The 14,001-nt window shown below is 35.9% G+C and carries 13 protein-coding genes; 9 read left to right on the top strand and 4 right to left on the bottom strand.

Going from position 1 to position 14,001, the window contains the following annotated elements:
- Positions 1-52: 52 nt before the first annotated feature.
- Entirely contained in the window at positions 53-1,318 is a 1,266-nt protein-coding gene (locus ABH968_RS19665; RefSeq protein WP_370046697.1) for a polysaccharide deacetylase family protein, read from the top strand.
- Positions 1,319-1,380: 62 nt separating this feature from the next.
- Here ABH968_RS19665 and gltS read toward each other — a convergent pair whose 3' ends face one another.
- Positions 1,381-2,565: a sodium/glutamate symporter gene (gltS, locus tag ABH968_RS19660; protein ID WP_370046695.1), complete on the bottom strand. Its 1,185-nt coding sequence runs from the start codon at positions 2,563-2,565 to the stop codon at positions 1,381-1,383.
- Positions 2,562-3,527, bottom strand: coding sequence for a formimidoylglutamase (hutG, locus tag ABH968_RS19655; protein WP_370046693.1), 966 nt, complete (start codon positions 3,525-3,527; stop codon positions 2,562-2,564). Before hutG ends, gltS begins: the two co-directional genes overlap by 4 nt.
- Before the next feature lie 140 nt (positions 3,528-3,667).
- On the opposite strand from hutG, the gene ABH968_RS19650 reads away from it, so the two are divergent.
- From ABH968_RS19650 to ABH968_RS19625, 6 genes are all read left to right on the top strand, one after another.
- Positions 3,668-4,555 (top strand): LysR family transcriptional regulator, encoded by an 888-nt coding sequence (locus ABH968_RS19650; protein WP_370046691.1) that lies wholly within the window; start codon positions 3,668-3,670, stop codon positions 4,553-4,555.
- A 531-nt stretch (positions 4,556-5,086) separates the two neighbouring features.
- Positions 5,087-5,935: a helix-turn-helix domain-containing protein gene (locus ABH968_RS19645; protein ID WP_370046800.1), complete on the top strand. Its 849-nt coding sequence runs from the start codon at positions 5,087-5,089 to the stop codon at positions 5,933-5,935.
- Between the two features lie 1,070 nt (positions 5,936-7,005).
- Entirely contained in the window at positions 7,006-8,241 is a 1,236-nt protein-coding gene (locus ABH968_RS19640; RefSeq protein WP_370046689.1) for an acyl-CoA dehydrogenase family protein, read from the top strand.
- Positions 8,238-9,014, top strand: a complete 777-nt coding sequence (locus tag ABH968_RS19635; protein WP_370046688.1) for an SDR family oxidoreductase — start codon at positions 8,238-8,240, stop codon at positions 9,012-9,014. Before ABH968_RS19640 ends, ABH968_RS19635 begins: the two co-directional genes overlap by 4 nt.
- A gap of 12 nt (positions 9,015-9,026) precedes the next feature.
- A complete protein-coding gene (locus tag ABH968_RS19630; RefSeq protein WP_370046686.1) occupies positions 9,027-10,070 on the top strand; it encodes a phosphotransferase family protein in 1,044 nt (347 codons plus the stop codon).
- Between the two features lie 375 nt (positions 10,071-10,445).
- Positions 10,446-10,925 carry a GNAT family N-acetyltransferase gene (locus tag ABH968_RS19625; RefSeq protein ID WP_370046684.1) on the top strand — a complete coding sequence of 160 codons (480 nt, stop codon included), beginning with the start codon at positions 10,446-10,448 and terminating at the stop codon, positions 10,923-10,925.
- Between the two features lie 375 nt (positions 10,926-11,300).
- On the opposite strand, the gene ABH968_RS19620 is transcribed toward ABH968_RS19625, so the two are convergent.
- A complete protein-coding gene (locus ABH968_RS19620; RefSeq protein ID WP_370046682.1) occupies positions 11,301-11,687 on the bottom strand; it encodes a spore coat protein in 387 nt (128 codons plus the stop codon).
- A 364-nt stretch (positions 11,688-12,051) separates the two neighbouring features.
- Positions 12,052-12,444, bottom strand: coding sequence for a YkvA family protein (locus tag ABH968_RS19615; protein WP_370046680.1), 393 nt, complete (start codon positions 12,442-12,444; stop codon positions 12,052-12,054).
- 189 nt (positions 12,445-12,633) lie between these two features.
- On the opposite strand from ABH968_RS19615, the gene ABH968_RS19610 reads away from it, so the two are divergent.
- A complete protein-coding gene (locus ABH968_RS19610) occupies positions 12,634-12,849 on the top strand; it encodes a hypothetical protein (protein ID WP_370046678.1) in 216 nt (71 codons plus the stop codon).
- A gap of 159 nt (positions 12,850-13,008) precedes the next feature.
- Positions 13,009-13,827 (top strand): alpha/beta hydrolase family protein, encoded by an 819-nt coding sequence (locus tag ABH968_RS19605; RefSeq protein ID WP_370046676.1) that lies wholly within the window; start codon positions 13,009-13,011, stop codon positions 13,825-13,827.
- Positions 13,828-14,001 lie beyond the last annotated feature (174 nt).

Below are 14,001 nucleotides of genomic sequence, written 5' to 3'. Positions count from 1 at the left end.
GGAAAAAACATATGAGAAAAGACATCTGTGATGAAAAGGGCGGTGTAGAACAATGAAAAAACTTTTACCCTATGCTATTATTTTGACTTTTTTAATCAGTTTTGTGTTTGTAGGTAATACTTCTGCAAATGCTGAGGGAACACCAGTTATTCAATCAGTAGCTAATGACACAACCGTTTATGTAGAACCTTCCGTAGAAAGTGCCGTAATCGGTCAAATAGCGAAGGGTAGTTATGTAACAGCTACACCAGTAAGTGAGGAATGGACTCGAATTAAAGTGCAACAGCTAGAGGGATATGTAGAAACGGCAGCATTAGTAAGCCTTACATCCGAAAAATATGTAGTGACGAAAAAAGATGGAACAACTTTATTTACATATCCAAGTCCAAGTGCACAAAAAGCGGGACAGATTTACGAAAATAGTATTATCTTTGTATATGGATCAGCACCTGGAGGTTGGTCATTTGTCCAATATGGTCACCAAACAGGTTATGTTGCAACGAATTCTTTAAAGAAACCTGTTGCGACAAAAAAACGAGTAAATGCTGCTAATGGCGCTGTCCTTCATTTAACTGCTAGCCCAAGTGGCGAGGTTCTCGGTACGCTTGCCAATAAAACAGTCGTTCAGCAATATACAACGCTAGCAGGCTGGGCCTATGTAGAAGCAGGTGAACAAAAGGGCTATGTGAAAACTTCAGAGCTAGCAAATATCCAAATAGCTGATAACAAAGTTTACAATAAAGGTGTACCAGTAGCAAAAGGGGAAAAGAAGCGTGTGGCTTTAACATTTGATGATGGGCCAGATGCAAAAGTTACCCCACAAGTTTTAGCTATTTTAAAGAAATATGATGCAAAGGCTACATTTTTTATGGTAGGGCAAAATGTCTCTAAAAATTCAGCAGTCGTAAAGCAAATTTATGAGGCTGGCCATGAAATAGGCAATCATACATGGGACCATGCAAAGTTAACAGCCTTATCGACAGCAAATGTTAAACAAGAGGTTGATCGAACTAGCAATGCTATTAATGCAGCGATCGGTCAATATCCAACGGTTTTCCGTCCACCATATGGTGCAACGAATGATAAAGTTCGTTCTGTCATTACGATGCCTTCTATTCTATGGTCAATCGATACGCTAGATTGGAAGCATCGCAATGCTGATAAAATATTAACGTATGTGAAAGCATCAGCGAAAGATGGCAGCATTATTTTAATGCATGATATTCATCAAACGACAGCAAATGGTTTGGAAAATGTAATGCTGTACTTGCAAAAGCAAGGCTACGAATTTGTAACTGTTAGTGAAATATTACAATAATCTATAATCCAAAAAAATAAGCCGAGCAACTGTTTCATTAAAACAATTGCTCGGCTTATTTATTATTTAAATAAATTGATCGTCGTAATAATAATTGGAATACCGAAGACGTCGATTAAAAACGCTCCTACTATGGGTACTACAAGAAATGCTTTTTTAGATGGACCAAAGCGTTGCACAACTGCTGACATATTGGCCATTGCATTTGGCGTTGCTCCTAAACCGTGTCCAGCAAAACCGGCAACCATCACCGCCGCATCGTAATTTTTTCCAAGAATCTTAAATAATACAAAGATACTAAATAAGACAATGAAGAATACTTGTGCGAAAACAATGATGAATAGTGGAAGTGCTAAATCAGCAATTTCCCATAATTTAATACTCATAAGCGCCATTGAAAGGAAGACACCTAATGTCACATCGCCGATTAAAGAAATACTTTTCATGTTAATCGCTTCAGGTTTTACTTTATCCATAATATTACGTACTAATACAGCTACAAACATTGAACCAACATAGCCAGGTAGTACGAAACCAGTAGCTTCTGAGAATAATGTTCCAACATATGTACCTACAGCCATACAGAACGTAATTAATAATACTTGTGTAAAGAATGAATCGGATGTAATTTGTTCATTTTTATTTTCAAAATCAACTTCTTCAGCTTCTTGTTCATCTGGCGTTAAATTATATTTACCAACTAAGTACTTTACAATAGGACCACCGATTAAACCACCAGCAACTAAACCACATGTAGCCGCAGCCGCACCGATTGTCATGGCTGATGAAATGCCTAAGTCTTCTAAAGTTTGTCCAAATGCTGCAGCGGCACCATGGCCACCTTCCATAGAGACAGCACCAGCCATCATACCGATTAATGGATGAATACCCATTAGCGATGCAAGAGATACACCAATAACATTTTGCATTAATGCTAGGAAACCACAAGCCAACCAATAAATAATTAATAATTTTCCACCAAGCTTCACAAGTTTAAAGCTTGCTCCTAAACCAATTGTTGTGAAGAAAGTAATCATAAATAAGCTTTGTAATGACGTATCAAGCGAAATTTCTAATACGTCAGTTGTCTTTAGAATAGTTGCCAATGCAGCGAATAGTAAGCCACCAACAACAGGTGCTGGTATACAAAAACGCTTTAAAAAACCGACTTTATTGATGAGCCAGCCGCCCAATGCGAATAGTGCAACTGCTAGAAATACTGTTGTAATTTGATTAATTTCGATCATGTACCTTGTCTCCTAAGTAAGTGATTTAGTGCTTCATAAACAAAATAAGCACCTAGTTTAACTGTGCGCCCATTCTCATCCAGTGAAGGATTTACCTCACAAATATCAAAAGAATGTGTATTTGGATGTGAAGTGACTTGTTGAAGTATCATGCGAACAGTTTTTGGATCAAGTCCAAACGGTGATGGAGCACTAACACCCGGTGCACATGCAGTATTTAGTACATCCATACAGAGCGTTAAGAGAATATAATCATGATTATCCATAAATTGCTGAAGATCATGCATAATTTGCGCTTTATTTTCTGACGTCATATTTTCTTCTAACACATAATTCACATGCAACTCATCGGCTTTATCAAACAGTTCTTTTGTATTGCCATAACGTTGTATGCCTAAAACAAAGTAATCGGCATGTGGATCCTGCTCTAAAATTTGACGAAACATTGTGCCAGACGATGGTTGCTCATCATATGGTCGTAAATCGAAATGAGCGTCAATATTGACGATCCCGATTTTTGCATCTTTAGGTAACGCTGCACGAACGCCTAAATAATGTCCGTATAGTGTTTCATGTCCACCGCCAAGCACGACACATTGTATTTTTTTATTTAGCAATGTTTTGACAATTTCGCCGAGCTCACGCTGTGCTTCTTCTAAAGCGTGGTTAAGACAAAGAACGTTACCAACATCTATAATTTGCTGTTCGTCATTAAATGTCCAAGGTAAGCTAGATAATGATTCACGCAGAGCATTAGGTGCACTTGCTGCCCCTACACGCCCCTGATTACGACGTACACCTTCATCACATATAAAGCCCACAATTCCGGCATGCTGATTATCTGAAGCGCTTACATCATTAATAGGAATTCTTTTCACTTTTTGATGTAAACGGAAACTACTCGTATTAGTAGTTGAATCTATACGGCCTTTCCATTGTTTTTGATCTGTCATTGTATACATATCTTCATCAACCCCATTTCCAATATTATTCTAGTGAAAATATTGTTATGAATAAATTATATATTCACATAATTATTATTGCTAATATATAATTAATATTAATCTATAGCTTAAAACTATAAATGTGGAGGGATGTTGCTGTGGATTTTAAACAATTACAATATTTTTTAGCAGTTGTGGAGCAAATGAATTTTTCGAAGGCAGCTGAAAAACTGCATATTTCTCAGCCTTCTCTAAGTAATGCTATTAAAAAATTAGAGCAAGAAATTGGCTCACCTTTACTTGAAAGGAATACAAGAAATCTTCAATTAACAGAAGCAGGCGAGCTTTTATATGAACGAGCAAAAGTTATATTGAAAAACATGGAAGTTTTAAAAATAGAAATGGATGAGGTAATTGTACGTGGCACAAGCGAAATAACGATAGGCGTTATGGAATCGATTAAGCATTGGCTCCCAAAAGTGATTACAGAGTATAAAAAAGAATATCCACAAATGATGATTCATCTAGTAGATATTTTAGGAAGTAAGCGTGTCGAAAAATCGCTCAAAAGCTATAAAACACATTTAATTATTACAAATCAGATAATGGATGATGAAGATCTCGAAGTTCACTCCTTATATGAAGAGCGACTTGTAGCCGTTTTACCATTAAATCACCCATTAGCGAAGAAAGAGCAGCTGACGATCGCTGATTTAAGTGAAGAGCCTTTTATTATTAGTACAGAGGGATTTCAAACGAGACATGACATTTTAGATGCATTTGAAAAGGCAGGAAAAAACATTAATATCCAATTTGAAATTGAACGCTTTGAGACGGCTGTGTCTTTCGTTCGTGAAAATTTAGGGGTTACCATTCTACCTGAAAATTATTTAAAAGGTCCTACAGCTAAAACTATTGTACAAAAAGAAATAGATTGCCCCAATTTACGACGAAATGTTTATTTGGTGTACTTGAAAAATCGTCATTTACCTTTGGCTATTCGCGAATTGCTTACTGATATTATGAAGATAGGCAAAATGCTTTAGAATATGGAAAAGCTTAAACGACAACGCTTGAAAAAAGCAATCGTATTCTTGATTATGTTAAAAATCGAACAAGAAGAAAGATGATTGTAGAAATGCTTGTTTCCGATAAACCTAACTTATCATAGTCTTCGGCTGTCCAAGTTTTCTAAGTAAGTTTAAAGTTAAGGGCTAAAAAGAAGCAGATAAGAAACCTAACATCAGAGGAAGTTAAACAAACTATTAATGCTTGTCATACAAAGAGGTTGTTCCGCTAACGGGCGCGATTATTTAGAGAAGCAGTTAAGAGGTTGATACATATTAATTAGTATCAACCTCTATTTTATATTACTTTTTATTACTTGCTATATAATAAGATTTTATGTCTCCTTCCATATAAATTTTTTCCTTCAAAAGCCACTGATATACAACATGAGAAAGGAACAATTACTCCGCAAGATATATCAAAAAATGAATGGGAAATCTTGATACTCTATAAATAAAGGAGGAAAGCTTGAGTTGTATGACTACGAAATTGTAATTAAAAAAATTATTATGTATGTGGAAGAAAACATACATGAGCCTCTTACCTTAGAAAACATTGCACGACAATCAAATTTTTCGAAATACCACTTTCATCGAATATTCCAATCCTCGGTTGGCATGACGGTAACCGAGTACATTCGGATGAGAAGATTGGCAAATGCTTCTGTTGCCTTGCTACACACAAGTGAACGCATTCTTGACATTGCTTTATATTATCAATTTGAATCACAAGAATCATTTACTAGAGCATTTAAAGAAGTATACAAGCTGCCACCTGGAAAATATCGCAGGATGATGTCTGACATGATTAAAAATAAGGAGGAATCGAATATGGAAACAAAGGTGAAAGGTTGGTTTTTGAGTGGATCAAATCCATTTAATTACGAAATGGGAATTGATCATGAAGTTGTTCATCAGGGAAAGGCATCAGGTTATTTAAAATCCAAAACAGTGCTAGATTCAACTGAATTCTCTACAATGATGCAGACATTTAAGGCGAATCAGTTTATTGGGAAACGCATTCGTCTTTCGTGCTTCATTAGTACAGAAAATGTAGACACGTACGCTGGAATGTGGATGCGAGTTGACGACACAATGGAAGATGTCCTTCAATTTGATAATATGAGTAACCGCCCTATTAAGGGCAACACAAACTGGAACCGTTATTCCATTATTTTAGATGTCCCAGATCAAAGTGCTGTTATTTCATTTGGTATCATCCTTGCTGGACAAGGTACGGTATGGGCAGATCAATTTACATTTGAAGAAGTGAATAAAAGTATTCCAACAACCAATTTGGAGGTGCATGGTGAACTGCTAGATGAGCCGGTAAATCTATCGTTTGATGAAGAAATATGATTTAAGAAGGAGGATAACATGGCTAATTCGGGAAAACAAACTATTGGGATAGTATCAAGTGTTATAGTTATAATCGCAATTATGGCTGTAAAATTTGTAGGAATTAATACAATTGTTCATTTATTAAAATTTTGGTGAAAAAAGTATTGCTAATTATTCCGTTATCGGACGCTATTGTGGAATAAACGTCAACTTTGAGAGCAAGTTCAAGAAAGATTCAATATAAAGCCTTAATCCCACATTATTTGGTAATAATCTTAAGTACAGGTTTTATATCTTTTACTAGGTGCGATTACTTTGAATACATATCCTTAAAGTGAAAGCATTGATTTTAATGGACTTTTAATAATTTTACTCTTGATAAGTTCCAATCGATAGAATGGAGGTTACACTAGGGACAGGGGGGGATGGTGGTTATTTTAAACCCTTTCTACCTTCTCAATTTTTAGTAATTGTGAGTGTCTTGAATTTAATTCCTCAGTTCTTCGCTATGAAGTTAGCTAATAGACACAAAAATAATTAATTTGATTGAGAAGAGTAACTTCTTCTCTTTTTTTATGCTACTAATCGTTTCTTTACCTAATTTACCAATTTTAATGAAGTGGTTCATTACCAAAAATTGTGGATGACGTTTGTTAAAACGTATACCATTTATAAAAGTTGATTGGAGTGGAGACTGGGCGACTCCTTGGGGATTAGCAATAGGGGAACGAAGGCTAAAAGCATCACGTCCTGTGATAACGCCTTCGTGACTAACATCGTGTTAGCCCGACGCCCCCAGGAAAGCGCCCAGTCGGAGCGGAAATCAACCACACGTTATGTAAAAGAAGCTATTCTGATTTGACGATACCTATTATGGCAAAATAATGTTTCGACTTGTGTTTTTTTATCGTAATGTGAGTTTCTATCCGCTCAAAACACTGCCTTAAGTATGAATTTTCTCTATAATTCAAATTTTTGTTTAATAGACATTGATTTACAAGAAATATAGCGGTAACATTTAATGTAAGAATAAAAATGAATATTCATTCATTTAGCATTTTGATGTTCAAACAAAGGGGGGCTTTTTTATGAATTTTTCTTATAGTGAAAAAGTAGTTGAACTACAAGAGAAGCTGACAAATTTTATGGAGCAATACATTTATCCAAATGAGGCAGTGTTTGCTGCACAGGTAGAGGCAATGGAAGATCGTTGGGGAGTGATCCCGCCAATTATGGAGGAATTAAAGCAAAAAGCAAAAGAAGCGGGCTTATGGAATTTATTTTTACCAGATAGTGAATATGGTGCAGGTTTGACGAATTTAGAATATGCACCTTTATGTGAAATAATGGGACGCTCTTTACTTGCCCCTGAAGTGTTTAATTGCAATGCGCCAGATACAGGAAATATGGAAGTGCTTGTGCGATACGGCTCAGAACAGCAAAAAAAACAGTGGCTGGAGCCGTTATTACGTGGAGAAATACGTTCCTGTTTTGCAATGACTGAGCCTGCAGTCGCGTCTAGTGATGCAACAAATATCGAGGCAAGTATTGAACGTGATGGCGATTATTATATTTTAAATGGGCATAAGTGGTGGACAACAGGGGCTGGAGATCCTCGCTGTAAAATCGCTATTTTTATGGGGAAACATAAAGATTCCACAGCACCTATCCATGAGCAACAGTCGATGATTTTAGTGCCGATGGATACACCTGGAGTAAAAATTGAGCGTATGCTTACGGCATTTGGCTATGATCACGCCCCTGAAGGACATGGTGAGGTGACATTTACGAATGTTCGAGTACCTGTGGAAAATATATTGTGGGGAGAAGGAAAAGGCTTTGCGATTGCGCAAGGTCGTTTAGGGCCAGGTCGTATCCATCATTGTATGCGTCTGATTGGTGCCGCTGAACGTGCATTAGAGGAAATGTGTGTGCGTGTAAGTGAGCGAAACGCTTTCCATCGACCACTCGCAGACCAAGGTGTGATGCGCGAGCGTATTGCGGAATCCCGTATTGATATTGAGCAGGCAAGGCTGTTAACGCTAAAGGCAGCGTATATGATGGACACAGTAGGGAATAAAGAGGCGAAAGCAGAAATTGCCATGATTAAAGTAGTGGCACCGAATATGGCATTAAGAGTGATTGACCGAGCGATTCAAGCATTCGGTGCTGCTGGAGTAGGACCTGATACTACGCTTGCAGCACAATGGGCAAATTCCCGAACATTACGATTAGCGGATGGACCGGATGAAGTGCATCGTAACACAGTTGCCAAGCTGGAGCTAAAGAAGCATGCCAAAAAACAAGAGGAGCTGGTGAAATGACGGTACTAGACTTATTTAGCTTAAAGGGGAAAACGGCTATCGTAACTGGGGGAGGACGCGGTCTTGGAGCTCAAATCGCACAAGGCTTTGCCGAAGCAGGTGCCAACGTTGTACTTTGTTCAAGAAAGGTTGAGGCATGCGAAGAGGTAGCGGCAGAATTAGCTGATTTAGGTGTACAAACATTAGCTCTTGCCTGTGATGTGACAAAGCCAGAGGATATCGCGAATGTAGTGTCGAAAACGCTTGAAACATTCGGCCAAATTGATATTTTAGTCAATAACAGTGGGGCGTCTTGGGGTACTCCTGCTGTTGAAATGCCATATGAGGCTTGGCAAAAAGTCTTCGATGTTAACGTCAATGGTACATTTTTAATGACTCAAGCTGTTGGTAAAATAATGCTAGAACAAAAGAGCGGAAAAATTATCAATATCGCTTCGGTTGCAGGGCTTGGTGGTACATTACCTGAATTCATGGATACAATCGGCTATAACGCAAGTAAAGGTGCGGTCATTACGCTAACAAAAGATTTGGCGGTAAAATGGGGGCCATATGGCGTCAATGTGAATGCGATTGCCCCAGGATTTTTCCCAACAAAAATGTCAAAGGTCTTAATTGAGCGCGGACAAGATTATTTAATGGGAGTGACTCCGTTAAAACGTTTAGGAACTGAAAATGACCTAAAAGGTGTTGCATTATTTTTAGCCGCAGCTGCCTCAGACTATATTACGGGGGATGTCATAGTTGTAGATGGCGGTATGAGCTCAATCATTTAAGGGAGGGGTACAATGGATACGATACAAGTAAGGGCAAGTGAACGTATTGATGAAGTAAAATTACATTCATTTTTAAAGAGTCAATTTCCTGAGTTACCAGAGGGGCAGCTAGAAATTTCACAGTTTAGTGCCGGACATTCAAATTTGACTTATTGCCTAAAAGTAGGTGAATTTGAAGTTGTTCTTCGTCGACCTCCACATGGACCTGTCGCCAAAAAAGCGCATGACATGAAACGTGAGTTTACGATTTTATCTGCATTACATCCATTTTTAGCTGCTGTACCAAAACCTTATGTGTACGTTGAAGATCGAGATATTATCGGCAGTGATTTCTTCCTAATGGAACGCAAAAAGGGTATCGTACTTGATACTCATTTCCCATCTGGCACTGAAAATACGGAGGAATTAGCACGTCTCATTTCGGAAAAGATGGTTGATTCACTTGTAGCTCTTCATGCAATACCATATAAGGAAACGCAATTAAAGGATATGGTGAAGCCAGAAGGATTTATGGAACGGCAAGTACATGGATGGATTGAACGCTATGACAAAGCAAAAACAGCAGAGCATACTGAAGTAGCAGCGTTGACAAAATGGTTAAAGGATCATGTACCTTCTGAACATGAAGCAACCATTATTCATTATGATTACAAACTTAATAACGCTATGTTTTCAAGTGATTATACTGAAATGATTGGGCTTTTTGATTTGGAGATGACAACTGTAGGGGACCCATTAGCGGATTTAGGGGTAGCCATGAGCTATTGGATGCATGCAGATGACCCAAAAATGCTGTTATACGCATTTGGAGAACCGCCAATAACGACTTTACCAGGGTTTTATACACGTCAGGAATTCATTCATCGATATGCAGAGAAAAGCGGGCGTGATGTTTCAGCCATCGATTATTATATTACATTTGCCTACTTTAAATTAGCAGTAATTTGTCAGCAAATCTATTATCGATACGTGAATGGCCAAACAAAAGACGATCGTTTTGCACAAATGGATAAAATGGTAGCTGCACTAATTCATCAGGCTTCTAAGGCACTATAAACTATGGTATAAATGACGGTTGCTTTTATAGCAGCCGTTATTCATGTTGGTGAACTACCCACCACTTAAAACCTAACAGTTTTTGAAGTAGGGGCTTCTCGACTTATCGTTGCTTTTAGTAGCCAACGAAAACTGCCCAAGCTATCCCTCTTGTTCCAAAAGTTCTTTTGGCTATGCTAACGCTAATATTTAATTACATCACTATATCGAGTGAATATCTGAAAGAAAATGTACAGTAGAGAAAGATTTATTTTTTTCAGTAATTCAAAAAGTAAACAAAAACGTTGATAATCCATATTCAGATATTTCGAAAAAATAATGACCGAAACCTAATTAAATGGTAAAGTATAGAAAATGTGAATGGAGAATTATCAGATGGGAAAATTGAAAAGAGTTGAATTAAAGCATTTTTCAAGTGAATATATTGAAGAATTGAACACTTTTGTACTTACAGAAGAACAAAAACAATTTTCTGCACTTCCAAGCAAATTTGAGGAAGTTAATGAAGGACAGTATCGTATTGTTATTTTAAGTGATAATACACCCGTTGGTTTCTTTCTCCTAAATTCAAATGAAAGAGTAAAGAAATACTCTAATAATTTGAACGCTCTGTTATTAACTGCACTATCAATTAATCATACAGAGCAAGGAAAAGGTTACGCAAAACAAGGCATGACATTACTAGTTGAGTTTGTTAAAACAGAATTCCCTAATTGCGATGAACTTGTTTTAGTTGTAGACAAAGATAATATACCAGCACAAAAACTATATTTAAAAGTAGGATTTGAAGATACAAATGAGAGGCTGATAGGACGTATCGGCGAAGAAATTATCATGAGACAATTAATAAAATAATATTAGACCACCCATAAAAGTAACGGGAATTTTTACTACCATCGTCACCAGAGTTGATTCTACATTTTGTAGATTAACTCTGGTTTTATGTTTTTCGGACAGTTTTGCATCAATCCTTGGAAATTATCTTAATAATATATATCAAAGGGCGCAAGTGTATCATTTGTATCTAGCAGAATATCTTTGTGACACTGTAGAGATTGAAGGCGAATCGTTTATAAGACGTAAGCTTGTGGGATTAGGATGAGGTAGTAGCGCCAGGAACAGTGTATTTTTACGCATTTGAAAGAAAATGTTCAGCAAGGAAGGAGGAATCTTGCTGAACATTACTTTAAATATGATGAATAATAATTTTACTAAAGGTTGGATATTTAATTAAATGAAATTTTGAGGAACACATTCACGAACACCAGAATTTCTCAAGGAGTTAAATAAAGCTGCACTGATTCTTAATAAAACATTGTTATCAGTTCCATCTTCTAAATCATAGATTACGAAGTATGAATTATCTACTGAAAAAATACATTTTCGTTCTAATTTAAATCCAGGTGGTACAGTTGGAAGTTTAAAAACTGGTACAATCACAGGTGTATCTCCTTCATCTCTGATAAAATTGAAAGTTTGTTGGTCAATCTCATAGATATTAACTGGATCAATCTCCACACCTTTATCTGGAACTGTAATTTCATCTTCAACTAATAGGAAAAAGCGTTCGTTTCGAAAATTGAAAAGACTTCTCGCTCCAATTACAAATGATGCCATTTTATATTCATCTCCTCTTCTATAGATTATTTTATTCATATCGAATACAGTTGTTTGGACAATAAGGAAGGTGGAGTGAAGATATAGTAAATATTGTTTTTTCAATACTTATAATTAACCATTCTGTTTTTAGACCGAAGGCTATCCTATAGGGTACTTTTGAGTAAAGTAACTATAAAAGGGTCACTTGGGATAGAAGTGACCCTTAGTAACAAGATTCGGAGGTGTAAGGCTAAATTAGCTTTACATTACTATTAATATGTCGTGATAGCTTTGTTTGTATAGTGAATTGACTATGAAATAAATTTAAAAATAAAAAAGTCGCAGCGTCGTCACACGCTACAGTAAACTAATGAACAATACTTTAAATATGATGAATTATAATTTTACTTATCCAAGCAGCAAAGATAATCCAAATAATTATAAAAAGAATACCAACAAACCAATTCTTTGGCTTTCCAGATTGTTTTAAGTTTTCTGCAGCTTCTTTATTATCCTCAATTACATGTAGTGGAATTAGTTTTAAAGCGAGGGTAATTCCTAGAGGTACAATTATCAAATCATCAAGATACCCTAGAACAGGAATAAAATCTGGAATTAAATCTATTGGGCTAAAAGCGTATGCAACCACAAGCATTGCCACAAGCTTAGCATACCATGGTGTTCTGGGATCTTTATAAGACAGATAAAGTACAAATAAATTTTGTTTTAATTTTTTTGCAAAGGATTTTAATTTTGATATTAAACTGTTGTTCATTGAAAATCTTCCCTTTCGTTACAATGAAGTATAAGTCATCTAAGCAAAAAGGGAAATAAAAACTAATGAATAATATGAGCAAATTAAGAAATAAGGTAATCCACTACTCATACTTTCTAACGGAGCAGTTAAATTGAAGAAATATATTGTAAAAAACTTATATTGTACAATTTCTAAGAGGTGGCTATTATGATAACTAAATTTGAAACCAGATACTTTTATATTGTCAGTCCATATGATGAAAAATTTATAAAATGGGATACAATTGAGGGAATTCTCAATCAAGTTATAATAAATGATTATGAAATCATTTCTGATTTAATGGATCAAGATGTTCGAGATAAGTTTGGGGAAGAGTATGAAGTGTGGAAAATTACTAAAGACGAATTTGAACAGAGAATATAGCCTAACATGAAATGGGCTCATCTTGTTTAACTAATGGTGCAGTTTTCTTGAAGAAGGAACATATAGCAAAGAATATGCGAGAAAGGAGTGAGTTTAAATGGAAATTAATAATTTTAGAGGTAAATAGAATTATTAATAAGAGAGGTATAGGTATCACTAATGACTAAAATAATAATGGAAGATCGCAAAGTGAATAACATACCGATTTTAAGTATTTATCAAAGTGAATTAAAGAAATGCCCATTAATCTTTTATCTTCATGGATACGGAGGAGACCGTGAGCAAGCGTTAGATTTTGGATATATGCTTGCCAAAAAAGGGTTTTATTATGTTAGTATCGACTGCAAAGACCATGGTATGAGGAAAACGAACACCGAAACTTACAAATTTTCCAAAGTATTTCCACCAGATACTGGTCTTGATTCTTATGTTCATATGCATGAAGTAATAGAACAGTCTGCATTCGATATACAAAGTCTCATTGAATATTTTAATAGTAGAGATGAGATTGATAAGAATAAAATAGGAATATCAGGTTTTTCTATGGGAGGATATGCAACATTTTATATCGCAGCTAATAACCCTAATATAAAAGTTGCGGTTCCAATAGCTGGAAAGCCATCTTTTACAAAAGCATGGAAAGATAGTATCCTATCAACTGGTACTTATGAACAATGGAGAGAACCGATTCAGAATGCAGAGAAAGAAATAGCAAAAAGAACAGAGTATTTCCAAATGATAGATCCATATGAAAAGTTGAGTAATTTTTCACCAAAACCATTACTAATTATCAATGGTGATCATGATACAGATTCACTATTTACTTATTCATTAGAACTCTATGAAAAGTTGTTACCATTGTACGCTGAACAGCCAGAAAATCTTCAGCTCAGCATGCCTTTTGTTAATCACCAATTTAATTATTATATGAAGTTTGAAGCTTGCAATTGGTTTGAAAAGCATCTTGGTATTCATTAATAGGATACTATTTTTGACAAACCTTATTGTGCTAACGGAGCTTTTAGTTGAATAGTTAGAAAGAGGTAACCATCTCATATAAAATGTACCCTATAAGATAGACACTTTCAAAAAGGTCATCTTATAGGGTATTTTTGTTTATAATGAAGAAAAAACGAGCGGTGGTTAATAGTA

Origin of the sequence: Lysinibacillus sp. RC79 (genome assembly GCF_041262405.1) — a bacterium.
Taxonomy (GTDB): domain Bacteria; phylum Bacillota; class Bacilli; order Bacillales_A; family Planococcaceae; genus Lysinibacillus.
This window is presented reverse-complemented; position numbering and strand designations above follow the sequence as displayed.